Annotated in this window: 20 protein-coding genes; 17 read left to right on the top strand and 3 right to left on the bottom strand. The window is 65.7% G+C overall.

From position 1 onward, the window contains the following. Positions 1-99: 99 nt before the first annotated feature. Positions 100-807: a Crp/Fnr family transcriptional regulator gene (locus ACYVOC_RS08780; protein WP_461161527.1), complete on the bottom strand. Its 708-nt coding sequence runs from the start codon at positions 805-807 to the stop codon at positions 100-102. A gap of 63 nt (positions 808-870) precedes the next feature. Between ACYVOC_RS08780 and ACYVOC_RS08775 the strand changes: the two genes are divergently transcribed. The 9 genes from ACYVOC_RS08775 to ACYVOC_RS08735 all read left to right on the top strand — a co-directional run bounded on the left by ACYVOC_RS08775 (position 871) and on the right by ACYVOC_RS08735 (position 14187). Then, a complete protein-coding gene (locus ACYVOC_RS08775) occupies positions 871-2997 on the top strand; it encodes a TonB-dependent receptor family protein (RefSeq protein WP_461161526.1) in 2127 nt (708 codons plus the stop codon). A gap of 9 nt (positions 2998-3006) precedes the next feature. Continuing rightward, positions 3007-4023: an ABC transporter substrate-binding protein gene (locus ACYVOC_RS08770; RefSeq protein ID WP_461161525.1), complete on the top strand. Its 1017-nt coding sequence runs from the start codon at positions 3007-3009 to the stop codon at positions 4021-4023. A 107-nt stretch (positions 4024-4130) separates the two neighbouring features. Continuing rightward, positions 4131-6167 (top strand): TonB-dependent receptor plug domain-containing protein, encoded by a 2037-nt coding sequence (locus ACYVOC_RS08765; protein ID WP_461161524.1) that lies wholly within the window; start codon positions 4131-4133, stop codon positions 6165-6167. A gap of 135 nt (positions 6168-6302) precedes the next feature. Next, positions 6303-10427, top strand: coding sequence for a cobaltochelatase subunit CobN (cobN, locus tag ACYVOC_RS08760; RefSeq protein WP_461161523.1), 4125 nt, complete (start codon positions 6303-6305; stop codon positions 10425-10427). Beyond that, a complete protein-coding gene (locus ACYVOC_RS08755; protein WP_461161522.1) occupies positions 10424-10960 on the top strand; it encodes a MotA/TolQ/ExbB proton channel family protein in 537 nt (178 codons plus the stop codon). Before cobN ends, ACYVOC_RS08755 begins: the two co-directional genes overlap by 4 nt. Continuing rightward, entirely contained in the window at positions 10957-11307 is a 351-nt protein-coding gene (locus ACYVOC_RS08750; protein WP_116003376.1) for a DUF2149 domain-containing protein, read from the top strand. The genes ACYVOC_RS08755 and ACYVOC_RS08750 overlap by 4 nt, the downstream gene beginning before the upstream one ends. Then, positions 11307-12101 carry an ABC transporter permease gene (locus tag ACYVOC_RS08745; protein WP_461161521.1) on the top strand — a complete coding sequence of 265 codons (795 nt, stop codon included), beginning with the start codon at positions 11307-11309 and terminating at the stop codon, positions 12099-12101. Before ACYVOC_RS08750 ends, ACYVOC_RS08745 begins: the two co-directional genes overlap by 1 nt. After that, positions 12098-12964: an ABC transporter ATP-binding protein gene (locus tag ACYVOC_RS08740; protein ID WP_461161520.1), complete on the top strand. Its 867-nt coding sequence runs from the start codon at positions 12098-12100 to the stop codon at positions 12962-12964. Before ACYVOC_RS08745 ends, ACYVOC_RS08740 begins: the two co-directional genes overlap by 4 nt. Continuing rightward, a complete protein-coding gene (locus ACYVOC_RS08735) occupies positions 12961-14187 on the top strand; it encodes an NnrS family protein (protein WP_461161519.1) in 1227 nt (408 codons plus the stop codon). Before ACYVOC_RS08740 ends, ACYVOC_RS08735 begins: the two co-directional genes overlap by 4 nt. Before the next feature lie 340 nt (positions 14188-14527). On the opposite strand, the gene ACYVOC_RS08730 is transcribed toward ACYVOC_RS08735, so the two are convergent. Then, a complete protein-coding gene (locus ACYVOC_RS08730) occupies positions 14528-17092 on the bottom strand; it encodes a midcut-by-XrtH protein (protein WP_116005714.1) in 2565 nt (854 codons plus the stop codon). A 698-nt stretch (positions 17093-17790) separates the two neighbouring features. Then, the gene (locus ACYVOC_RS08725; RefSeq protein WP_461161518.1) at positions 17791-18009 is read right to left on the bottom strand and encodes a hypothetical protein; all 219 of its coding nucleotides are present in this window, start codon (positions 18007-18009) and stop codon (positions 17791-17793) included. On the opposite strand from ACYVOC_RS08725, the gene ACYVOC_RS08720 reads away from it, so the two are divergent. The 8 genes from ACYVOC_RS08720 to ACYVOC_RS08685 all read left to right on the top strand — a co-directional run bounded on the left by ACYVOC_RS08720 (position 18008) and on the right by ACYVOC_RS08685 (position 24999). Next, positions 18008-18229 carry a hypothetical protein gene (locus ACYVOC_RS08720; RefSeq protein WP_116003387.1) on the top strand — a complete coding sequence of 74 codons (222 nt, stop codon included), beginning with the start codon at positions 18008-18010 and terminating at the stop codon, positions 18227-18229. The genes ACYVOC_RS08725 and ACYVOC_RS08720 overlap by 2 nt on opposite strands. Positions 18230-18236: 7 nt before the next feature. Further along, positions 18237-18689: a hypothetical protein gene (locus ACYVOC_RS08715; RefSeq protein WP_461161517.1), complete on the top strand. Its 453-nt coding sequence runs from the start codon at positions 18237-18239 to the stop codon at positions 18687-18689. 372 nt (positions 18690-19061) lie between these two features. Continuing rightward, positions 19062-19820 carry a molybdate ABC transporter substrate-binding protein gene (modA, locus tag ACYVOC_RS08710; protein WP_116003389.1) on the top strand — a complete coding sequence of 253 codons (759 nt, stop codon included), beginning with the start codon at positions 19062-19064 and terminating at the stop codon, positions 19818-19820. A 38-nt stretch (positions 19821-19858) separates the two neighbouring features. After that, positions 19859-20533 (top strand): molybdate ABC transporter permease subunit, encoded by a 675-nt coding sequence (modB, locus tag ACYVOC_RS08705; RefSeq protein ID WP_461161516.1) that lies wholly within the window; start codon positions 19859-19861, stop codon positions 20531-20533. Between the two features lie 9 nt (positions 20534-20542). Further along, positions 20543-21238 carry an ABC transporter ATP-binding protein gene (locus ACYVOC_RS08700; RefSeq protein ID WP_116003391.1) on the top strand — a complete coding sequence of 232 codons (696 nt, stop codon included), beginning with the start codon at positions 20543-20545 and terminating at the stop codon, positions 21236-21238. Between the two features lie 53 nt (positions 21239-21291). Next, entirely contained in the window at positions 21292-23364 is a 2073-nt protein-coding gene (locus ACYVOC_RS08695) for a TonB-dependent receptor plug domain-containing protein (RefSeq protein ID WP_461161515.1), read from the top strand. Between the two features lie 22 nt (positions 23365-23386). Beyond that, positions 23387-23947: a DUF2478 domain-containing protein gene (locus tag ACYVOC_RS08690; protein ID WP_461161514.1), complete on the top strand. Its 561-nt coding sequence runs from the start codon at positions 23387-23389 to the stop codon at positions 23945-23947. Beyond that, a complete protein-coding gene (locus tag ACYVOC_RS08685) occupies positions 23944-24999 on the top strand; it encodes an iron ABC transporter substrate-binding protein (RefSeq protein WP_461161513.1) in 1056 nt (351 codons plus the stop codon). The genes ACYVOC_RS08690 and ACYVOC_RS08685 overlap by 4 nt, the downstream gene beginning before the upstream one ends. The last annotated feature ends 82 nt before the right edge of the window (positions 25000-25081 follow it).

Raw genomic sequence — 25081 nt, 5'->3', positions numbered from 1 at the left:
AAATCATTCGTGTCTAGGCGCGAAGCCGCAGACAGTGCTGTAGCACGGCAAGGCGAAGCAACAACGACACGGATGATTTAGAAATGGAATAAGCAGGTTCTAAAAGGCCCGCGCCAATGCGCCCGTCAGGCTCTCCAGGGCGGCCGGGTTCAGCACCGTCCAGTGGCGGCGCTCGCCCTGCACCCAGCGGCGTGACTGCCATTGCGACAGCAGACGGCTGAGGGTTTCCGCACGAATGCCCAGGTGGGCGGCCACCTGCCGCTGGGTGCCCGGCAGCTCCAGCCGGGTGCCCTGGTCGGCCGACAGGCGCAGCAGGCAGGCGGCCAACCTTTGCGGCGCACTGCTGACCGTAAGCCATTCCACCTCATTGATGTAGTGGTAGAGCCTGCGGCTCAGGTCCTGCAGCAGGCACAAACCCAGGGCAGAGTGGGTTTCGCAGGCGCGCTGCAGGGCGCAGCGGCACAGGCGCCAGGCAGCGGTGGTGCCCACGCTGCGCGCCTGCATGGGGTAGCGCCCATGGGCCATGAACATGGCCGCCTCGGCCACGCACTGGCCCGGCCCAAAGCGGTGAAACACCCGCTCATCGCCATCGCAGCCAAAGCGCACCACCTCCACATGGCCCTGCACCACGAGAAACCAGTGGCGGGCAGCGTCGCCTTCGTGGAAAACCACTTCACCCGGGTGGAATGAATGCAAGTCGGCTTGCTGGCACATGGCTTGCAGCACAGCGGCTGGCAGGTCTTGGAACAAGGGGTGCGCCGCCAGGATGGATTGGGGCGTGGCGGGAGAAACGTTGATAAATGTCATTGCCGGATACCGATGGTTTCAAGGATGATATTGCAAATGCGAATGAATCCCAATAAGTTTTGTATGAATCCTAAAACCCATCGTTTCCCTTTGCGAGCCACTGCCAGCGCTGTGATGGTCGCCGCCCTCGGCACGCCTGCTCTGGCGCAAGAGGGCATGGCGCTGCCATCCGTCACCGTGCAGTCCACCCGCGCCAGCGCCACGGTGCCTCTGCGCAGCACCGTGCAGGCCGAACGCGAAAAACTGGACAAAGTGCCCGGCGGCACCAACCTGGCCGAGCCGCAGAAAGAAGCGCGCCTGGCCACACTGCGCGACGCGCTGGACTACCAGCCCGGCATCGTGCTGCAGGACTTTTTTGGTGGCACCGACCAGCCGCGCCTGGGCATTCGTGGCTCGGGCATCCAGAGCAACCCGGTGAACCGGGGCGTGCTGCTGCTGCAGGACGGCTTGCCGCTCAACGAGGCCGATGGCTCCTTCATCATCGGCCTGATCGAACCGCGCAACGCGGCCCTGGTCAGCGCGCGGCGCGGCGCCAACGCCACGTCGCCCAGCGCCACCATGCTGGGTGGCGAGCTGGACTTTGTGTCGATGACCGGTGCCGACGAGCGCGGCCGGGTGCGTGCTGAATACGGTAGCTTTGGCCGCCAGGGCTTACAGGCTGCGGTGGGAGGTGTGGGCGAGCGCCTGGATGGCCGGATGTCGGTCAGCAGTGACCGCTACGAAGGCTACCGCCACCACTCGGCCTCGCGGCGCGACAGCGTGCAGGCCAATGTGGGTTTTCAGGGCGACGGGGGGTTCGAGAACCGCACCTACCTGGGTTGGACCGACCTGGCCTTCCAGATCCCCAACGTGGTGCCCAAGGACCGTATCCAGTCGGACCCGCGCGGCGTGATGGGCGATGGCGCCACCCCGCAGGACCAGTTGCTCAACGTCTACAAGCGCGACCCGCGCCGCGCTGCCACGCAGCTGCGCCTGGCCAACCGCTCGCGCTGGGGCAGCGACACCCTGCGCCACGAGGTGGGCGTGTACTGGCAGGACACGGACGACCTGTTCAACAACATGACCAGCCACACCGTCACCCACAGCCGCACCGCTGGCGCGCAGTGGCAGGCCAGCGGGCGCCCGGCGGGCGCGGATGGCGCCTGGGGCTGGCGCACGGCCTTGTCGTGGGCCGACAGTGCCATGGAGCGCGACCTGTACGCCACCAACCCGGCCAATGGCCAGCAAATGCAGCGCTTTGGCAGCTATGACCTGGGTGCCCAAAACCTGCAGGCCCTGGCGGCGGCCGACTGGCGCCTGGCGCCGGGCTGGACGCTGCTGGGCAGCGTGCAATGGAGCCATCTCACGCGCGACGCGCAAAGCCGCAGCAGCGCCGCGCTGCTCGACCAGGACTGGAGCTTTGCCACGCCCAAGATCGGTGTGAACTGGGCTGCCACGCCCACCACGCGCCTGTGGGCCAACCTGAGCCGCAGCCACGAGGCGCCCACTTTCTGGGAGATCGTCAGCGCCACCGTGGCACCCAATAGCCCGGCCACGGCCCAGGCCGAACTGGTGCGCCTGAAGATGCAGCGCGCCACCACCATCGAGCTGGGCGGTGCCGGTCGCTGGGGTGAGGGTGCCCATGCCGTGCACTGGACGGCCGCTGTGTACCGCAGCGTGCTGGCCGACGAGTTGATCTCGACGACCGACGCCAACGGCATCAAGGTGGGCACGTACAACTATGCGGGCGGCACGCGCCACCAGGGCGTGGAGCTGGGCCTCTCGGGCAGCCAGCGCGTGGGAATGGGCGCGCTCGACGTCCGTGCCAGCTGGACCTACAGCGACTTCCGCTTTCGCGGCGGTGAATACGCGGGCAAGCAGATTGCCGGTGTGCCGCGCCAGCTCATCAATGCCGAAGTGCTGTACCGCATGGGCGCCTGGCGCTTCGGCCCCCATGTGCGCTGGATGCCCGTCAGCACGCCCACTGACCATGCCAACACGCCCGGTGCCGAGCAAGACGCTTACGCGCTGCTGGGCCTCAAGCTCGAATGGCGCGATGGACCCTTGGCGCTGTATGTGCAGGCCGACAACGTGACCGACCGGCGCTATGCCAGCGCCTACGCCATCCGCAACCAGGCCACCGCAGCGCAGCCGGGCTACTTGCAGGGCCTGGGCCGCAGCTTCACGGCAGGCCTGAGCTACCAGTTCTGAGGGCCCGCCATGCTGCCATCCCTGCCTGTGCCGACCCTCTCACGCCGCCAGGTGCTGGCGGCGCTGGCCGCCTCCGGCCTGCCCGCTGTGGCGTGTTCTGCCCCGCGCCTGCCGCGCATCACCCTGTCGGGCCCTCCGGCGATTGTGTCGGCGCCCTTGATCCACATGGCCGAGACCCATGCGTTGGCGGGTGTGGCGGGCGAAACCGCTTTTGTGTCGTGGCGCGACCCCGACCAACTGCGCATGAGGGCCATGGGCGGCAAGGCCGACGTGCTGGCCATGCCCAGCAACGTGGCCGCCAACCTGTTCAACCGGGGCGCGGGCGTCACGCTGCTCAACATCTCGACCTGGGGCGCGCTGTGGCTTGTGACGCGCGATGCCCACCGCAAGGCGCTGGCCGACTACCGGGGCGAGGAAATTGCCGTGCCCTTCCGGGGCGACATGCCCGACATCGTGCTGCAGCTGCTGGCCGCGAAGCAGGGGCTGGATCTGCACAAGGATTTTCGCGTGCGCTACGTGCCCACGCCCATGGAGGCCATGCAGTTGCTCATCACGCGCCGTGTCTCGCATGCGCTGTTGGCCGAGCCCGCTGTATCGCTGGCGCTGCGTAAAACCAAGTCTTTCCCCATCGGCCTGATCGCGCCCGAGTTGCACCGGGGTGCTGACCTGCAGCAGGAGTGGGGGCGTCTTTTTGAGCGCAAACCCCGCTTGCCGCAGGCGGGTATCGCTGCCGTGGGCACGGTGCGCCAGCTGCCCGAGGTTCTGGCTGCCGTGGCCAACGCCTATGCCCAGTCGCTCGCCTGGTGCCGCGCACACCCCCTGGAGTGCGGCGCCATGATGGCCAAACACATTGACCTGCTCACCTCCGAGGCCGTGGCCGACGCCATTGCCGTGAGCCAGCTCGATGCGGTGCCTGCCGCCGCAGCGCGCCCCGAGCTGGAGTTCTTCTTCGGCCAGTTGATGGTGCGCAACCCGGCGCTGGTGGGCGGCAAGCTGCCTGCCAGCGCGTTCTACGGGATGACCTAGCTGCGGCGGGCACACCTTCGTATTCCTTTTCGTTGTTTTTCATTGCTTGTCCCCGGCAGCCGCCGCCACCTGGGTCTTTATTTTTTTGATTCCAGGAGTTTGCAGTCATGACGTATTCCCCCGAGGCCCACGGCGCGCCCAGCGCAGCCCTGAACTTTTCGCACTCCTTGCGTCCCCGTCCCGCGGCATGGGCCGCAATGCTGTTGTTTGCGGGCGCGGGCGTTCAGGCCCAGGGCGTCAGCCCGACGGGTGCGGGTGCCCAGGAAGCACCATCCCAGCAGGTGGCGCAGGCCGCTGCGGCCCTGCCTGCGGTCACCGTCACGGCCACGCTGACCGAGCAGGACGCGCGCACCGCGCCCGCCAGCGTCACCGTCATCAACCGCGACGAACTGGCGGCGCGCAATGCGTCCGATGTGCTCGACGCCGTGCGTGGTGCCCCTGGCCTGACGCTCTCGCCACGCCAGGTGGGCGGGCGCAAGACGCTGGCGTTGCGGGGGCTGGAAGGCAAGCACACACTCACTCTCATCGACGGGCGGCGCATCAGCGCCACGGACGATGTGGTAGGCCATTCCGACTACCAATACGGCTGGCTGCCCATGTCGGCGGTCGAGCGCATCGAGATCATCCGGGGGCCCATGTCGGCGCTGTATGGCTCCGAGGCGCTAGGCGGTGTCATCAACCTCATTACCCGCCAGCCCAAGGACCGTTGGATCGGCTCGGTGGGCGTCTCGGCCAGCACCCCTACCCGCTCCAGCGAAGGCGAACCCACGGGCACCACCTCGGTGTTTGCCGCCGGCCCGGTGGGCGAACGCCTGAGCTTGCGTGTGAACGCCGAGCTGGCGCACAGCGCACCCGTGGCCGATCGGCAGAGTCCGCTGCTGTCGGAAATCGAAGGCAGCCACGCCAAGAACGGTGGCCTGGCTGCCCGCTATGCGCTGACGCCGGAACAAACCCTGGAGGCGGGGTGGAGTGGCGGCAAAGAGCAGCGTGTGTACGACACCAGCTCCACCTCCAAGGGTGTGTACCGCAGCACCTACGACATCGACCGCTCTCAGGCCCATGTTGGCTGGGAGGGCCAGTTTGACAACTGGCGCGGCAAGCTGCGCGCCTACCGCAGCGAGATCGACATTGCCAACCGCGCCAGCAACGGCGCTACGCCCACGCGGCCGCAGAACATGGTGGACGACGTGCTGGACGGCCATGCCAGTTTTGCCCTGGGCGCGCACAAGGTCACCGTGGGCGGCGAATGGCGCCGCGAGACGCTGGAGAACGCCGGCCTGAAAAACGGCGTGGACGATGCGGCGCACAAGGCCCTGTTTGCGCAAGACGAAATCGCCCTGACCGACACGCTGATGCTCACCGCCGGTCTGCGTGCCGACCACCACGAACTGTTTGGCAGCGAAGTCAGTCCGCGCGCCTACCTGGTCTGGGAGCCCACCCCGGCGCTGGTGGTCAAGGGCGGTTTTGGCCATGCCTTTAAGGCGCCCACGCTCAAGCAGATCTCGCCCAACTACGTGGGGGCCGAAGGGCCGCACACCTTTGCAGGCAACGGCAACATCCAGCCCGAGTCGTCCAACTCGTTTGAAGTGGGTGCCGACTGGCAGGTGGCGCCCGCCTGGTCGCTGCGCGCCACGGTGTTCAACACCGAGGTCAAAGACCTCATCACCTACCGCCTGCTGCGCCAGGAGGGCGTGCGGCGCTTCTACCAGTACGACAACGTGGACGCCGCACGCATCCAGGGGCTGGAGGCGGGCATGACCTGGGACATGACGCGCCAGCTTGCCTGGAGCAACGACCTGACGCTGCTGCACACGCGCGACAAAAGCACCGGCCAGAAGCTGGCCGACCGGCCATCGAGCAGCCTGACCTCGCGCCTGGAATGGAAAGGCGCCGAGGGCTGGAGCGCGCGCCTGACCGGCGAATTCACCGGCAGCCAGACCGGCACCGACGGTGCTGCGCTGCCCTCGTACGCACTGTGGAGCGCCAGCGTAGGCAAGCAGTTTGCACTGGACGCCCACCGCAAGCTGGTGCTGCGCGCCGGGCTGGAAAACATCGGCAACGTGAACCTGGCCGAGAAGTCGGAGAGCTTTGGCTATGCCGAGCGCGCGCGCCGTGTGTTCGTGACCGCAAGGGTTGATTTCTGACAACAAGGACTCTTTGAACCTCCCCTGGCCCCCTCTCTGGTGGGGAAGTGTGGGCCAGGGGCCGGTTGTATCAATATTCAAATACTACTATTTTGATAGCTGTTACCGTTTGATAGATAAGCGCTAGAGGCCAATTTGACTCATAAAACTATTGCAAACACCATCGCCTGCGTGCGGCGCTGGCTGGCCTTGTGCCTGCTGGCGCTGGCGCCCTTTGGCGCTGCGCAGGCGGCGCAGGTGTTGTTCATCGCAACGTCCAATGTGCCCGCAGGCAAGTTCCGCCAGTTGGCCGACATCGCCCGGCCCCACGGCATCGAGCTGCAGGTGCGCTACCTGGAAAGGCTGCCCGCCGACACCGACGAGGGCCTGTTCAAGGGCTTTGATGCCGTGTTCTTTGACAGCTACTTGCAGGATGTGGTCAGTGACCGACTGGCGCGGGCCCTGCCGGGCCTGCACGCGCCCAACGCCTGGCTGTACGACGCCAAACCCGCCTGGGGCGGCGGCTTGCCCGAGCCCGTGGCGCGGCGGCTCATCACCTACTACAGCAATGGCGGCAAGCAGAACTTCGAGGGCTTCTTCGCCACACTGGCCGCGCAGCTGCAGGGGCGCCAGGCCCAGGGCGTGCCCGAGCCCGTGGTGTTCCCCAAAACCGCCGTCTACCACCCGCGTGCGCCGGGCCTGGTCATGGCAGACCCTGTGGCGTGGCTGCGTTCGCAAGGCGTCGATCCAGCTGCCACCAACCGCCGCCCCGTGGTGGCGCTGGCGCTGCACCAGCAGTACATCGCCGCGATGCAGACCGCTTTCATCGACGACCTGATTGCGCGCATCGAAGCCGGGGGCGCCGTGGCGCTGCCGTTCTACAGCCCCATGCTGGAGGCGGGCGCGCTGGAGCAAATGCTCAAGCCCGCGGGCATGCGGTTGGCCGACGTGCTCATCAACACCCAGATCATGCTGAACGCCGAGGAGCGACGTGCCGAGTTCGAGCGGCTGGGCATCCCCGTGCTGCAGGCCATGCCGTACCGGCGCGGCGACGAGGCCGCCTGGGCCGCCAACCCGCAGGGCGTGGCGCTGATGGATGTGCCGTTCTACCTGGCGCAGGCCGAATACGCGGGCGTCACCGACATCCAGGTGGCGGCCGCCACACGCAAGGCCGATGAGCAGATCGTGCCCATTGCCGCGCAGGCCGACGCCGTGGTGGGCAAGGCGCTCAACCTGGCTAGCTTGCAGCGCAAGCAGAACGCCGACAAGCGCCTGTCCATCTTCTTCTGGAACTACCCACCGGGCGAGAAGAACCTGTCTGCCTCGTTTTTGAACGTGCCGCGCAGCCTGCAAACCACGCTGGCCGCGCTGCAGGCAGCGGGCTACGACACCGAGTCGCCTGCCGAGCCCCTGTTGATCGGCAACCTGCAGCGCCTGCTGGCACCGTCGTACCGCCAGGGCGAGTTGGAACCCCTGCTGCGCGACGGCCTGGCCGCCACCCTGCCCGTGGCGCAGTACCGCCAGTGGCTGGCCACGCTGCCTGCGGCCACGCAAGAAGCCCTGCGCGAGCGCTGGGGCGCGCCCGAAGCATCGAGCATGGTGCTGCGGCGCGGCGGCGAAGCCGTGTTCGTGGTGCCGCGCCTGATGCTGGGCAAGGTCGCCATCCTGCCGCAGCCGCCGCGCGGCGAGCAATGGGACGACAAGGAAAAAGCGCTGTACCACTCGCCCAGCGCCCTGCCGTCGCACTACTACCTGGCCGCCTACCTGTGGGCGCGCGAGCGGCACAAAAGCGACGCATTGGTGCACTTTGGCACCCACGGCAGCCAGGAATGGCTGCCCGGCAAGGAGCGTGGCCTGTCGGTGTTCGACCCCGGCATGCTCGCCGTGGGCAACGTGCCGGTGGCCTACCCGTACATTGCCGACAACATCGGCGAGGCACAGCAGGCCAAGCGCCGGGGCCGCGCGGTCATCGTCAGCCACCAGACGCCGCCGTTCAAACCGGCAGGCCTGCACCAGGCACTCACCCACATGCACGATCTGCTGCACGCCTGGCTGGCGCAGGACGATGGTGTGGTCAGAGAAAAAATCAAGACCGACCTGCTGGCCGCCGTGCAGAAAGAGCACATCGACCGCGACATGGGCTGGATGCCCGAACGCACGCGCAGCGAATTCCCGGCCTTTGTGGACCTGCTGCACAACCACCTGCACGAGCTGGCCGAAACCGCCCAGCCGCTGGGCCTGCACACCCTGGGCCGTGCGCCCGAAGAGCAGCACCGCCTGGCCACCGTGCTGCTGATGCTGGGGCGCCCGTTCTGGGAGGCTGCGGCACTGCACGCCGGAGCACCGGCTGCCGATGTGGACGAGGCCCTGATTGGCGACTACAGCCGCTTGGCGCAGACGGCGCCCTACCAGTTGCTGCAGCGCCATGTGATCGAGGACCAGAGCCTTGAGGCCCTGCCAGCGGCGTTGCAAACCGGCATCGCCAAGGCCCGCACCGCCTACGCCCACATTGGCGCCGACCAGGAGTTGCCTGCCTTGCTGCAGGTGCTGGCCGGGCGGCACCTGCCCACGTCGTATGGCGGCGACCCCATCAAGAACCCCGACGCCTACCCTACAGGCCGCAACCTGTATGGTTTTGACCCCTCGCGCGTGCCCACGCCCCAGGCCTGGGCGGCCGGCAAGGACGCTGCCGAGCAACTCATTGCCGAGCACCAACGCCTGACCGGCAAGGCGCCCACCAAGCTGGCCGTCTCGCTGTGGTCGGTGGAGACCATGCGCCACCAGGGTTTGCTCGAAGCACAGGCGCTGTGGCTGCTGGGCGTGGAACCGGTGTGGGACGACGGCGGGCGCGTGACCGGTGTGAAGCTGGTGCCCCGCGCAGCGCTGGGGCGCGAGCGGGTGGACGTGGTGCTGTCGGCCACCGGCCTGTACCGCGACCATTTCCCCAACGCCATGAAGCAACTGGCGCGCGCCGTGCAACTGGCTGCGCAGGCCGAGGGGCCGGGCGAAGAGGCCAACCCCGTGGCGGCGCACACGCGCGGCATGGCCGCCAAGCTGCGCGCCCAGGGCATGGGCGAGCAGGCCGCGCTGGCGGCGGCGCAAACGCGCATCTTCTCGTCCGAATCGGGCAACTACGGCACGGGTCTGGACAACGCCACGCTGGCCACCGACAGCTGGCAGGGCAAGCAAGAGGGCGACCGCAAGCTCGCGCAGCTGTACCTGTCGCGCATGCAGTACGCCTATGGGCCGGACGAATCCACCTGGGGCAGCCTGCCGGGGGCAGCGCAGGGACAAGGCGGCAAGGCACTCAACCTGTATGCCGAGCACCTGCGCGGCACCGAGGGCGCGGTGCTCTCGCGCAGCTCCAACCTCTACGGCATGTTGACCACCGACGACCCGTTCCAGTACCTGGGCGGCATTGCGCTGGCCGTGCGGCACCTGGACGGCAAGGCGCCGCAGCTCTACATCAGCAACCTGCGCGGGGCAGGAAGTGGCAAGGTCGAAGGCGCGGCGCAGTTCCTGGCCAAGGAGCTGGCCACGCGCCAGTTCCACCCCGGCTACATCAAAGGCCTGATGGCCGAGGGCTACGCCGGCACGCTGCAGGTGCTGGACGCCACCAACAACTTCTGGGGCTGGACAGCGGTGGCGCGCGAGATCGTGCGCGACGACCAGTGGCAAGAGATGGCCGACGTGTACGTGCGCGACAAGCACCAACTGGGCCTCAAACGCTGGTTCGAGGCGCACAACCCGCATGCGCTGGCGCAGACCATGGAGCGCATGCTCGAAGCCGCCCGCCAGGGCTACTGGAAGGCCGACCCGAAAACCGTGGCCGAGCTGAAAGCGCGCTGGCGCGACCTGACGGAGCGCTTTGATGTGCGCACCGATAACGCACGCTTTCAAGCGTATGTAGGCAAAGCGCCTGCGGCCCACAACCCGGCGGCGCCCGCTGCACCGGGGTTCGGCCTCGATGCCCCGTTGGCGCAGGCTGCACCGCCTGCCGTCGCACAGGCCGCTGCGCCAGCGCCGCCGCCCGCCGAGCCATCGCAGTCCACCACACCGCCGCAATCCGCCGAGCCCGCCGCTGCAGAGCCCCCGGTGGTCAGCGGCCTCTTGATGGCGCCCGTGCCGCAAGCCCAGCCGGTCAGCGTGGGCCCCACGCAGGCCGTGCTGCTGGCGCTGATGTTGGCGGGCATCACCGGCGCCGGTGCCCTGCGGCAGGCGCGCCGCAGCAGCGTGGTGCGCCCCCACCGAATTCATTCACTTTCTGGAGTTTTCAAATGAGCAATCCCCTTGAATCGATGATGTATGGCGTCAGCCAGTTCTTCCTGTTCCCCGTGCTGCTGGCCATTGCCGCGCTGTTCGTGCATGCCTTCTACGCGGCAGGTGCCTTTGCCTGGCAGGCCTGGCAGCGCCGCAGCGGCAAGGCCGCAGGTTTTGAAATGCTGGCCGCACGCCGCGCCAACCCCGCCATCACCCTGCTCGACCTGGAAGTGCTGGCGGCCGAGCGGCTCGAATTTGCCCGCATCGCCACCCGCGTGGCGCCCATGCTGGGCCTGGTGGCCACGATGATCCCCATGGGCCCGGCGCTGATGGCACTGGCCGATGGCAATCTGGCCGATGTGTCGCGCAGCCTGATGGTGGCGTTCTCCGCCGTGATTTTGGCGCTGCTGGCCGCCGCCATCAGCTACAGCGTGGTCAACGTGCGCAAGCGCTGGTACGCCACCGACCTGGCCGCCATCGAGCAAGGCGTGGCTCCGCTGGAGTCGCCCGCACAAGACATGCTGGGCCACCTGGTGAGTGAGGTGCCCGCATGAAGCTGCGTTTGATGGACGACATGGAGGCGGACGACCCCATCCAGTCGGTGGTGAACCTGATCGACGTGTTCCTGGTCATCATCGCTGCGCTGCTGCTGGCGGTGGCCAACAACCCGGTGAACCCGTTCAGCACAGAGTCGGTCACCGTCATCAAAAACCCTGGCAAGCCCAACATGGAAGTCGTGATCAAGGACGGCCAGAAGATCGAGCGCTACAAGGCCAGCGGCGAAATTGGCGAAGGCCAGGGCAACAAGGCGGGTGTGGCCTATCGCCTCAAAGATGGCTCCATGGTGTATGTGCCCGAAGCAGGTGCAGAGCAGTCTGCAGCGGCAGGGGTGGTGCAGTAATGCTGCGGCTGCTGGCGCGTGTTTTGCGGGGGCTGCCCGGCTACTTGTGGAGCGGCTGGGGTGCGTGCGCCAGCCTGTTTTTGCTGCTGGCCGCCTGGGAGGCAGTGGCTGCTTTCTACGACCCGCTCATCCTGCCCGACCCGCTCACCGCCTTTGCCGCGCTGTGGGGCCTGGTAGAGCAGGGCAGTGCCTGGCCCGCGCTGGCCGCCACCGCACGGCGTGCACTCATGGGGCTGGCGCTGGCCGTTTCGGTGGGCAGCCTGCTGGGGCTGGCCGCAGGCCTGTCGGTCACCGCGTCCGTCCTTTCGCGCCCCTTGGTGACCGTGTTGCTGGGTACGCCGCCCATCGCCTGGCTGGTGCTGGCCATGCTGTGGTTCGGCATGAGCGACGGCACGCCCGTGTTCACTGTGTTCATCGCCTGCTTCCCCGTGGTGTTTGCCAGCGCCCTGCAGGGCACGCGCACGCTCGATTTGCAGCTGCGCGACATGGCGCGCGCCTACCGCCTGCCCATGGGCATGGCACTGCGTGAGGTGTACGGCCCGCATGTGCTGTCGTACCTGTTCCCGGCCTGGGTGACGGCGCTGGGCAGCGCCTGGAAAGTGACCGTCATGGCCGAGTTGCTGGCCAGCACCGACGGCGTGGGCGCCGCGTTGGCGGCCAGCCGCTCGCAACTGGACACCGCCACCACCCTGGGCTGGATCACCGCCGTGGTGGGCTGCCTGCTGGTGGTCGAGTATGGATTTTTGGAACCGCTCAAGCGCGAAGTCGAGCGCTGGCGGGAGGCACCGCGATGAATCTTGTTTTGAAAGACGTGCGCCACAGCTACGCGCTGACCGAAGTGCTGGGCGGCGTGGGCCTGGCCTTGCCGCCCGGTGGTGTGGTGGCGCTGGTCGGCCCCTCGGGCTGTGGCAAAACCACGCTGCTGCACCTGTGCGCGGGCCTGCTCGACCTGCAGGAGGGCCGCCTGGACAACTCCTTTGTGAACCCCGCGTTGATGTTCCAACAGCCGCGCCTGCTGCCCTGGCAGACCACGGCTGACAACATCGCCCTGGGCCTGCGCGCACGGGGCATGGCCCGTGCCGACGCCCGCGCAAAAGCCCACGCCATGGGCGCCGCGCTGGGGCTGGATGCCGAGGCGCTGGCCGCCTACCCGCACCAGCTTTCGGGCGGCATGCAAAGCCGCGCCGCGCTGGCGCGCGCCCTGGTGCTCGAACCCGATCTGCTGCTGATGGACGAGCCCTTCGCCGCGCTCGACATCGGCCTCAAGGCGCAGCTGCACCGCCTGCTGCTGCGCCACCAGGCCGAGAAGGGCACCGCCGTGCTGATGATCACGCACGACCTGATGGAGGCCGTGCGCCTGGCCGACACCGTGCTCGTCATGGCCGCAGGGCCGGGCCGCATCGTGCACGGGCACACGCCTGCCGCGCCCGCGCTGGCGCGCACCGACGCCATGGTCTACCACGAGACCGCCGAGCTGCTGCGCGTGCCCGCCGTGCGTGCGGCCTTCGGGCTCGATGCGCTGCTGGACGCAAAAGCCTGTGGCGCCGATGAATTCGCCGAAACTCTGCCGCCCCCCAATGCGCGCGTGCTGCCCCTGCCACTGGCGCTGCAGGCGGGCGACGCCACCCCCGCCGCGCGGAGGATGCGATGCGGATGACCGCCCCCGTGATGACCCCGCCCGGCCTGCTGTCGCCCCAGCACCCGGTGTGGATGTGCGCCATGCGCCCCTTCTTTCTGCTCACCATGGCTTCGGCCGTGCTGCTCATCGCGCTATGGAGCGCCGTGCTGGCGCTGGGCCTGCCGCCGCCGCCCGTGGCGGGCGGCGCGCTGGTGTGGCACGCGCACGAACTGTTGCTGGGCTTTGGCTTGGCGGCGGTGGCGGGCTTTGTGCTGACTGCGGTGCCCGAGTTCACGGCCACCGCCAGTGCCAACCCGCGCACGGCGCGCCAGCTGGTGGCGCTCTGGCTGCTGGGCCGCGCGGGCTTTTGGCTCTCAGGCGTGGCCGGGTGGCCCGCACTGGCCGTGGCGGGTGCGGCGCAGCTCGCCTTGCTGGGTACCCTCATCGCACTGCTGTGGCCCGCCTTGCGCACGCCCGCAGGCCAGCGCCACCACGCCTTTGGCTGGGCGCTGGCAGGCATGGCATTGCTGGTGGCGGGTTTTTACCTTGATGCGCTGCGCGGCGCCTACCCCATGCGCTGGCTGCACGCCTTTCTGGGCCTGCTGATGGTGCTCATCGTCATCGCCATGAGCCGCATCTCCATGCGCATCGTCAACCGCGCCATCGACCAGGCAGGCACCGGCGCCGAGCCCTATCTGGCCCGCCCACCCCGGCGCAACCTGGCCGTGCTGTGCATTGCCTTGTTCACCCTGGCCGAGTTTGTGCACGAAGGCAGCGCTACCTCCGGCTGGCTGGCCTGCGCCAGTGCCGCCGCCCTGTTCAACCTGCTGGGCGACTGGCACGTGGGCCGCCCGCTGCTGCGGCGTTGGCCGCTCATGCTCTACACCGTGTACCTGTGCATGGCGCTGGGCTATGGGCTCATGGGCTGGGCCCTGCTGGCCGGTGGCCCAGGCGTGACGGCGGGGCGCCACCTGCTCACTGTGGGCGCCATGGGCCTGGCCATCTACGCTGTCATCTGCATCGCCGGGCGCGCGCACTGCGGCCTGGCGATGGATGAGCGTGCGTGGGGTGTGTGGGGCGCTGGCCTGATCGCCATGGCCGCGCTGCTGCGCGCAGGGGCGGCGTGGGCGGGGGACTCTTCAGTGGCCTGGATGGCGCTGGCCGGGCTGTGCTGGGTGGCAGCGTTTGGACTGCTGTGCGTGTTCATCGCGCCGGTGCTGTGGCGGGTGCGGGCGGATGGGTTGTGGGGGTGCGAGGGGTAGGGCGGGAGTGGCGTGGCGGTTTGGTGCGGGAGCGATGGGGCGAATTTGATTGGTTTTGACCCACGGCGGTTTTTGATCCTGACGTTTGGTCGGCTGCTTTGCAGCGGTTGCTGCCGTTCATTCACCCACTGCAAACACCCGCTTTAATTTGTAAAGCGGTCGTTGAGTCCTGTCGATTCGTGAGGCCAGGTCTTTGCCGGATCTTTACTCAACAGAAACTGGGCGACCGCAACAGATCAAACTCCTGGGTGATCTTTGGTGAACCAGCCAGTACACAGACCAGCTCCCGCTGCAGCCGATGAAATTGCTTTCTACGGGACGTGTTCTCCGCTGCCAAACGCTAGTCCACGATCAGCTTGTTGTTGTTCAGCAGCTGCGTGATGATCTGCGCGTCAGTCGTTGCCCCCGAATACAGCGACTGCAGATTGACACCCACCAGGACGATGCGCTGGGTTTCGGCCGCAGTGCTGTACGCTGCACCTACCGCATGCGAGTCGCTAGCAAAGCCGCCCGTATGGCTGATGTGGATGAGCGTATCCCCTCCAGAGATCACGAAGTGCAGGTAGTTGGCCAGGTTGCCAGCACCGTTGGACGGCCCCACACGCTCACCTTGCAGAAGATCACGCAGGTTCAACACATCGCCGCCCGCAAGGAGGTTCCCTGCCGCTGCAGTGGCAAAGTTCAAGATGGTGTCGATGGCCGGTGTAGCTGGTGCGCCTTGATCACCAAAATTCCAGACGAACACGTCCACGACATTTTCGCCCGCACCGGCGCCACCCTGCATGTTGTCGTTGCCAGGGCCGCCCACCAGCACATCTGAGCCGAATCCTCCAATCAGAGTGTCATCCCCGTCTTCACCATAGAGCATGTCGGAACCGATACTCGCCGAGATATTGTCATCGCCTGCGCCGCCTCGGACGATGTTGTTGCCACTGGAGGCGTTGATCGTGTTATTGCCGCTACCGCCCTGGATGTACTCATTGTCCGAATTCCCGGTGGCGTTGCCATTTTCCGTAGTGGAGAGGTTCACAGTCGTGTAGTCGGCCTTCATGGCGACTACGCTGGATACGCTGGCGGTAGCACTTCCATTTGCCTCCGTTGAGGTGACCAGCACAGTAATGAAGGTGTTGGTGGTTGTATAGCTGCCCGGCAACAAGATCATCAGGTTGGGCAGATCTGCCTCGGTGAACTGCCATACGCCGCCGCCCAGGTTGGTGCCCGCGTTGAAGGCAATGCCCGAGGGAACACCGCTCAATCTGATGGTCAGTGTTTCAGAGCCATCTGTGTCCACCAGCGCAGTGGTAATCGGGAACTTGGCGCTCACCCCTCCTGTGCCCTGCGCATTGACGACCAAGGCTTTCTGCACCACCACAGACGGTGCCTGCGCGGAACCCACTGTGACATTGACCGTGGCGGTACTGGTGCCCCCGTTTCCATCTGAGATGGTGTAGGTAAAGCTGGCGTTGCCCTCAAAGCCTGTTGCAGGCGTGAATACTAAGTTGCCTCCCGCGACGCTTAGCGTACCCTGAAGGGCCGAGTGCACCGTAGTGACGATCAGCGTATCCCCGTCCGGGTCGGTGTCGTTAAGGAGCAGTACGGATAGAGGCATAGGAATGGTGAGTGCCACATTCATGCCGGTCATGAAAGAATCGTTGTTTGCAACAGGTGGCCGATTGCCGACGGCGTTCACGGTCACCGTGACGGTGGCAGTGGCCGAGCCGCCTTTGCCATCGCTGATGGTGTAGGTGAACGTGTCATTGCCCACAAAGCCAGCGTTGGGTGTGTAGATGGGATTTTTGGAGACGGCATCAATCAACACAGAGCCATTGGCGCCCTGGGTCACACCAGTCACCAAGAGCGAATCACCGTCGACGTCTGTGTCATTGCCCAGGACAGCAACGGTTACAGCGATGCCTTTATCGGTCGTCGTAGTGTCGTTGTTGGCTACGGGAGCATTGTTGACCGGCGGGGTGCTCACGGTGATGCTGAGCGTGCTGGATGCTCCCGTTTGCACTACGTACGTCCAGACCATCGGGATCGCACCGACAAAGGGCGATGCGGCTGTGAAGGTGTAGTCCCCGTTACTCTGGATGGATAGGGTGCCGTACCCTGCTATGGGCACCGTGGCGCCAGCCGCATACGTCATGCCCTGGTACTTGAAGCTCGCCACGGTCAGCGGGCCATCAGCGTCCGAATCGTTGGTGAGCACGTTGCCAGAGGTCTGGGCCCCGGCAGTGACGGAATCCGAGTCCGCCTGGAGTTGGCTGGGATGACTGCCTTGTGCTGCAGCTGCGGCATCAGTGCACAGCTGGGCCACATCCACCCAGCAGGCGGTGCCAGCGCCCAACGTGGTGCCCACCGCACACTGTGTGCCTGGCCGTGCTGGGGTCACCGGGAGCGGGGAAGGAACACCCAACGGAAAGCAGGTGCTCAATGCGGGCGCCGTGATGCTTGCGATGCGCAGGCTGGAAGCTGTCTGGTTGGTATGCACCACCGGTAAAAAACCCTGAGGACTACCGCTGGGGGTTGTGCCTGTCGTTTGCACAGGTATGGTCAGCGTCTGACCGCCGGCCTGGGTGAATGCCTGATGAAGCTCCTGCAACTGGGCTTGCACTTTGTCACCCCAAAACACCATCGTGCCTAACGCCAACGCAGCGAGGCTGGCGCCCACAGCACGCACTCGGTGGGGCGACAAAATACCCTTGCGCAGCATCCAGGGCACAGATGCCGCGATGGCAAGAGCCAAGAGCAGCAGCGCGCCTGGATGGTCCACGGGGATCGAGGCTGGCGAAAAGGGGGCTACGGTAATGGTCTGCGCCTGCGCCAGGGGAGTCATCAGAAGCAGCGCACTGGAAAAGAGAGCGCGAAAAATAGAAAAATCGTGGCAAGGCAGCTGGCGCAACATCGGTGATTCTTTCAGGGGGTTGGTCGCGGGCAGATCAAGGGGTGATGCCGCACAGATCACACATCGCCACTGATTGCCAAGCGGGGTGGCTGCGAGCAAGGTGATTTTCTAAACACGGATGATAAAAATTATTAACACAGCAAGGGTGAACCGAGCTGCTGCGTTGAAGGAACGAGTGAGCGGGACAAATTTTTGGCAAGAGGCGAACTGAACCGTCGAAGCAATTGCGTGAAACGCGAGCTACACAATCTGCGGAAGTGGCGGGCGAACTTGTGCTTGACTCTAGAGCGGCTGCAACAATTTGCACATCCCTGAAATCAGGTAATTCAGGGAGAGAACACGAGTAAATGACTCATGAACGTCCGCTTTGGAGCCACGTGAGCGGGCTACTGAAGGGTCGATTGCTGCCAGCCGATCAGCTCGCCCCGGAAGACCGTTCACAGCCTGAACCAGACGTATCCCCGTGAAATGTGAATAGCTGTATCTGGCCGATGCAGGTTGTTGCCCCAATCGTGATGTACGGGATAGGACGCCTATTGCGCCTACTTATTTCCCGTGCGGTGCCGGGCCACAGGTATGGGGTCCAACCTTACCCGCACACCAATGACTTGCCCGCAATATGGGCGATGGCGCTTTCCCAGAAATGTAGAACTATCAAATCAATAGCTGCTACCGCTTATTGAATAAGCGCTACAGCCCTATTTGACCCCGATTTTTGCCCGTATACCCTGCCACGGCCATTCCGCCCGCAGCGGCGCTCCCTCGGCTACCGCATCGATCCCATAGAAGCGCTTCAAGCAGGTCTTGCCTGTTCCCGTCTCAATCGGCAGCGTTCGTGCTTCAATGGGCGCAATGGCACCAGCTTTTGCGTCCTCGACGCCAGGGTATTGATGCTGAACGCAGGAGTCTTTCACCATGAACTCAATCAAAATCGTAGCGCTCGCGCTGATCGTGGCCGGTATCCTTGGTCTTGCCTATGGGGGCTTTAGCTATACCAAAGACACCACGGTGGTCAAGATTGGCACGTTCGAGATCTCCGCGAAGGAGAAGGAGACGGTCAATATTCCACTGTGGGCTGGTATCGGGGCCATTGTGGTGGGTGGGCTCTTGTTGGTGATGGGCGGCAAGAAAGGCTGAGCACCGCATGCCGACGAAGAAAACCCCTGAGCCTGCGGCAAAGTCTGCGAAGCCCGCAAAGCCCAAGGCCGTTGGTGCGGTAAAAAGTGCCCGCCCGCCAGCGCCGCACCGTGCCGCGCCCGCCAAACCCGCCCAGCCGTTTCTGCGCTTCTACCATTCTGCGGATCTGCGAAAAAAGACGCTGGCGGTGCTGGCATTGATCGAAGGCGCGCCCGATGCCACTGCCCACCGGGGCGTTTTGGCGGATGTGGTGATCGAGCTGATGAAGAGCGGGTTCGACGGCTATTTCCTCGCCCCGCTGAAGAAGGCCAAGGCGGGTTTCCTGATTGAGCAGTCCGCCAATGTGGGCCTGATGGGTGCGCAGCAGGTGATCGGGTCTGTGGCCCGCAACATCATCGGCCGCATGGATGCGCCGCAACTGCTTTCGGTCTGCGGCTCCATTCGCGCATTGATGGTGTGACCGAAGCGGTTGCGCGTTGCCGCGCCTGCTGCTTGTGCGGTCGGCTATGAGCTGAAAATTCTAAATTGATAGCTTCTAGCGCTTATGCAGTAAGCGTTAGCGGATTATTTGACCCATATTTCCCCCTGCACTGCGGCTGATGGCCCGCCAGCGGCGGCGCGCCCTGGTGACCGCTGCGTCATCTCCCAGAGTGTTCTTGGGGCGGGTCTCGTGCGGGGTCTGCCGTGCGCACGGCGCGTAGTGCTGTGGTTGCGGCGCAGGGGGACGAAGGGGAGGGTATTGCGGTGTATCAAAGACAAGGTTCGGTGCCGTTATTTTCGTTATAACCAAGCGTATACTTCGCCTGTTTGTCACACTGCGGAGCACCGTCCCATGCGCCTCTCTTTCCTCCAACGCAGCTTTGCTGTCTGTCTTTTGGCTGGTTGTGCCGGTACCGTGATGGCGGGAGACTTGGTGGTGTCGGCGGCGTCCAGCCTGACCAATGCTTTCAAGGACATTGCGCAGAGCTACGAGGCGCAGCACCCCGGCACCAAGGTGCTGCTGAACTTTGGCGCATCGGGCGCCTTGCTGCAGCAGATGGCCAAGGGCGCGCCGGTGGATGTGTTTGCCTCGGCCGACCAGGAGACCATGGACAAGGCGCAAAAAGAGGGTTTGGTGCACGCTGCAGACCGCAAGGATTTTGTGCGCAACACGCTGGTGCTCATCGTGCCGATGGACGCCAAGACCGTGCCCGCCCAGCTGAGCGACCTGGCCCACAGCGGCTTTGCCCGCGTGGCCATCGCCAACCCGGCCAGCGTGCCGGTGGGCCGCTACGCGCACAGCGCGCTAGAGGCGGCCAAGCTGTGGCCCGCCCTGCAGGCCAAGGCCGTGGGCACGCTCAACGTGCGCCAGTCGCTCGACTACGTGGCGCGCGGCGAGGTGGATGCCGGGTTTGTCTACGCGACGGACGCCGCCATCATGAAGGACAAGGTCAAGGTGGCCTTTGAGGTGCCGCTGGCAACCGCCATCCTCTACCCCATCGCCAAGACGGCGGCCAGCCGCAACGCGGCGGATGCCACTGCGTTCATCAACTACCTGGCCACGCCAGCGGCCCAAGCCATTGTGGGCAAGTACGGCTTTGCCAAGCCCTGACGCGGGTTGTTGGCCTTCTCACTTCTTTGATTTGAACCATGGACGTCGCCTGGTCAGCCCTCAGCCTGTCGCTGCAAGTGGCGGGTTGGGCCACGCTGCTCAACCTGGTGCTGGGCATTGGCGTGGGCTACCTGCTGGCGCGCAAGCGCTTTGTGGGGCGCGACCTGCTCGACACCGTGCTGACCCTGCCCATGGTGATGCCGCCCACGGTGCTGGGCTACTACCTGTTGGTACTGCTGGGGCGCAAAGGCTGGCTGGGCCAATGGCTGCAGGACACCTGGGGCATCAACCTGATTTTTTCTTTGCAGGGCGCGGTGATTGCGGCCACGGTGGTGGCGTTTCCGCTGGTGTTCAAACCGGCGCGTGCGGCGTTCGAGGCCATTGACGGCCAGATGGAAGAGGCCGGGCGCGTGCTGGGTGTTTCAGAAATCGGTATCTTTCTGCGCATTACGCTGCCCCTGGCCTGGCGCGGCATTCTGGCGGGTGTGTTGCTGGGTTTTGCGCGTGCACTGGGCGAATTTGGTGCCACGCTGATGGTGGCGGGCAGCATTCCGGGCAAGACGCAAACCCTGTCGATCGCCGTGTACGAAGCCGTGCAGGCCGGGCAGGATGCCGTGGCCAACACGCTGGTGCTGATTACGTCGCTGGTGTGCATCGTCGTGCTGCTGGGCGCCGGGCGCCTGGCTCCGGGGCGCATTGCGCACCGCTCCTGAGGCAAAGCCATGCAGCTCGACATTGACATCCGCAAAACCCTGCGCTCGGGCCAGCGTGTGTTCCAGTTGAATGCGCGCTTCAGTGCGCAAGGCCAGCGCGTGGTGGTGGTGGGGCCGTCGGGGGCGGGCAAAAGCCTGCTGCTCAAGGCCATTGCCGGGCTGGTGCGGCCTGACAGCGGCCATGTGCGGCTCGATGGCCAGACCTTGTTTGACGCACGCACCCGCACCCACCTGGCACCGCAGGCGCGCAACGTGGCCTATCTGTTCCAGGACTACGCGCTGTTTCCGCACCTGAGCGTGCGCCAGAACATTGCCTTTGGCCTGGCGCGCGGCTGGCGCAATCCGCGCCAGGACCATGACAGCGCGGCGGTGGACTACTGGGTCGATGCTTTTCACCTGGGCGAGGTGGCGCACCAGGCGCCGCACGAACTCTCGGGCGGCCAGCGCCAGCGCACGGCCCTGGCCCGCGCGCTGGTGGCGCAGCCGCGTGCGCTGTTGCTCGACGAGCCCTTTGCCGCACTCGATCCGGTCCTGCGCATTACCCTGCGCGCCGAACTCGACGCCCTGCAGCGCCGCCTGCAGGTGCCCATGGTGCTCATCACCCACGACCCGCAGGATGTGGAGGTGTTTGGTGGGCAGGTGCTACACATGCGCAATGGGGAAATCGAATCGCAAGAGTGCATGCAGGCAACATCCGCAGCGTAAAAATTTTTTAACTACCGTTGTATAAAAAAATACATAACGAAATGGAAACACCCATGGAAAACACGAAGCGCGATAGGTATTGCCACCCCTTTGGTGGGAAGAAAGCCGCAACCACAACAACCTGGGCACACACCCCTCCCCGGCTGCGGTTGCTAACGGCTTTGTTGCTGGCGGCTTTTGCGGCTGCACCTGTCGCCGCGCAAGACGGCAGCTTTCAGCTGGGCACGGTGGTGGTTACGGGCGCGGCGCAAGGCGCAGAGCAGGGCGCCGAGCAGGTGCTGGGCAAGGATGCCATCCAGAAACGCAACGCCGACACCGTAGGTGCCGCCGTGGTGGCCTTGCCAGGCGCCAGCCTCTCGCGCAACAGCCGCAACGAAGACACGGTGTATCTGCGCGGCTTCGATGCGCGCCAGGTGCCCATGTTTGTCGATGGCGTGCCGCTGTATGTGCCCTACGACGGCTATGTGGACTTTGGGCGGTTCACCACCTTTGATCTGTCAGAGATCCGTGTTGCCAAGGCCGGTGCATCGCTGCTCTATGGCCCCAACACCCTGGGCGGCGCGATCAATCTGGTCACGCGCAAGCCGGTGCGCGTTTTTGAAGGCGATGTGCGGCTGGGCGTGGGCTCGGGTTCCGAAAAAATGGGTGCGGTCAACCTCGGCACCCAGCAGGGTGCTTGGTACGCGCAGCTGGGCCTGTCGTACCTGGATGCCGACGGCTTTCCGCTGCCCAAGGGCTTCAAGGATTACAAGGCCAAACCCACCGACACCGGCAGCCAGCGCGAAAACGCCTACCGCACCGACCAGCGCCTGTCGTTCAAAGTGGGCCTCACGCCGAATGCGACCGACGAATACGCGCTGGGCTACGTGCGCCAGGACGGCGAAAAAGGCAACCCGGTGTACACCGGCCAGTCCACCAGCGGCATCCGCTACTGGCAGTGGCCTTTCTGGGACAAGGACAGCGTGTATTTCATCAGCAGCACCCGCATCGGCCAGAACAATGTGCTCAAGGCCCGGGTGTTCCATGACACCTACAAGAACAGCATTCTCGCGTTCAGCAATGCCAGCTACACCACGCAGCTGAACAACACCAGCTTCCCCAGCGTGTACAGCGACAGCTCCACCGGCGCCTCGCTGGAGCTGGCCAACTACGCGGTGGCCAACCACGAGTTGCGCCTGGCGGTGCACCTCAAGGAAGACAAACACGAAGAAACCAACCCTTCGTCGCCGACCAAAAACTACCGCGACACGACCACATCGCTGGCGGTCGAAGACAGCATCACGCTCGCCAAAAACTGGCACCTGCGCCTGGGCCTGTCGCACGACAAGCGCGACGCCAAAGAGGTGTACGACTGGCCTACAGGTTCCACCAGTGCCACCAACGGCCTGGTCGAGCTGACCCGCCTGCTCGACGACCACGGCAGCGAGGTCTATGCCATTGCCTCGCACAAAACGCGCTTTCCCACCATCAAGGACCGCTACTCCGCCCGCATGGGCGCGGCGCTGCCCAACCCCGACCTCAAACCCGAGGTGGCCAACCACCTGGAGCTGGGCATCAAAGGATCGCTCTGGACCGGTGGCAAGGGCCAGGCGGCGGTGTTCTACAGCCGCATCACCGACCTGATGCAGAACGTCTATGTGGCGGCGCCGGTAGGCACCTGTGGCGCGGGCAGCAACACCTGCGCGCAATCGCAGAACGTGGGCCGTGCGCGCCATGCGGGGCTGGAGCTCTCGCTCGACCAGGCCCTTGCGCGCCAGTGGACGCTGACCAGTGCCTACACCTACCTGGCTCGCCGCAACCTCAGCGATGCGAGCGTGCAGCTCACCGACACACCGCGCCACCGCCTGTACACGGCACTCACCTGGGCGCCCAGCGATGCCTGGGAGCTGCGCACCACGCTGGAGACCGAGCAGGGCCGCAAGGTCGCTTTTGCGGGGTCGGGCAAAACCATCTACCGCGACCTGGCTGGCTTTGGGATTGTGGGTGTGAAGGCCACCTGGAAGCCGCGCAAAGACATGGCGCTGGACTTTGGCGTGGCCAACCTGGGCGACAAATGGTATGAGCTGTCGGATGGCTTCCCGCTGCCCGGGCGTACCTGGTTTGTTCGTGGCAGCTACCGCTTTTGAAAATGTATGTAGGACCCAAGCCATGCGCATCATCCAGCCTTCGCCCCTGGCCGCCATCGTGCACCCCGACCATCTCGGCGGTGTCGATAGCTTGCTCGTCGACTTCTGCCGCAGCCTCCAGGCCCAGGGCTGGTGCGTGGGCGGGGTGGTGCAGGCCAACCGGGTGCGCCCCGGGGGCGGCAAATGGATGCTGTTGCAGGACCTGCGCACCGGGGAGGAGTTTTCCATCTCGCAAGACCTGGGCGCGCAGTCGCAATCGTGCTGCATCGACCCTGCCGGTGTGGCGCAAGCCAGCGGTGCGCTGCGCCAGGCGCTGCGCGATCGGGTTGATCTGACCGTGGCCAACCGTTTTGGCGCGCTGGAGGCGGCGGGCGGTGGTTTTGCCGCCGAGCTGCTGGCGCTGATGGCGGACGAGCGCCCCCTGATGACCGTGGTAAGTGAGAAACATTTGTCCGCCTGGCGCCGCTTCACCGGCGGGTTGGGCGAAGAGTTGCCGCCCCGCGTTTCTGCGCTGCAAAGTTGGTTTTCCCTGGCCATCGACATGCAAAAGAGCCAAACGGCGATGGAGTGGGAGGAACGATGAAGCGACGCCTCCTTTTGCAATCGGGCCTGCCTTGGCTGGCCGCTGCCTGGTGGGGTGTGCCCGCCTGGGCAGGCCCGGCGGGCAGTACCATCGCGGCCCGCTTTGGCAAGCTGCCACCGCCCGAGCGCGTGCGCCGGGTGTTTGCAGCGGGTGCGCCTGCGGGCGTGCTGCTGGCCGCTCTGGCCCCTGAAAAACTGGTGGGCTGGCCGCTGCAGTTGAGCGACGCCGCCCGCGGCCTGCTCGGTGCGCCGCTGCGCGATCTTCCGTTTGTGGGGCGCCTGGCCGGGCGGGGCAGCACAGTGCCCATGGAAACCCTGGTGCAGTTGCAGCCCCATGTGATCCTCGATTCCGGAACGGCCGACGCCACCTACATCTCGGCCGCCCAGCGCGTGACCGAGCAGACCGGCCTGCCCTGCGTGCTGGTGCACGGCCGTCTGGCCGACCACCCAGCGCAGCTGCGCGAAGTAGGGCAACTGCTGGGCGTGGCCGAACGCGGCCAACGCCTGGCCGCCTATGCCGACACGGTGTTGGCGCTGGCGGCCCAGGTGCGTGTCACCGTGCCGCCGGGTGAGCGCCCGCGCGTGTACTTTGGCCGCAGCGCCGACGGCCTGGAGACAGGGCTGGAAGGCTCCATCAACCTCGAGGTGCTCGACTTTGCCGGGGGCCGCAACGTTGCCGCTGCCGCCGGCAAGGGCTCGCTCACCCGCGTCTCGATGGAGCAGATCCTGGGCTGGGACCCTGAGGTCATCGTCACCCAAGACCCTGCCTTTGCGCGCCGTGCCTTGAGCGACCCGCTGTGGCAATCGCTCACTGCCGTGCGCAAGCGTCGCGTGCACTGCGCGCCCAGCCTGCCGTTTGGCTGGCTCGATGGCCCGCCGGGCGTGAACCGGCTCATCGGAGTGCACTGGCTGGTGCAACTGCTGCACCCCGCGCACCCGGCGGTGCGTGCGCTCGAACCTTTGCCCGTGGCTGTGCAGCGCTTTTACCGCCTGTTCTACGGCGCAGATCTGTCGCCGAAAGCGGTGGCGGCCTTGCTGGAAGGTGCGGCGTGAAATTGATAATAAATTGGCCTCTAGCGCTTATGTATCAAGCGCGAACAGCTATCAATTCGGTAGTTTTAAGCCCATGACTGCC

The organism is Simplicispira piscis (assembly GCF_054783455.1).
This window is presented reverse-complemented; position numbering and strand designations above follow the sequence as displayed.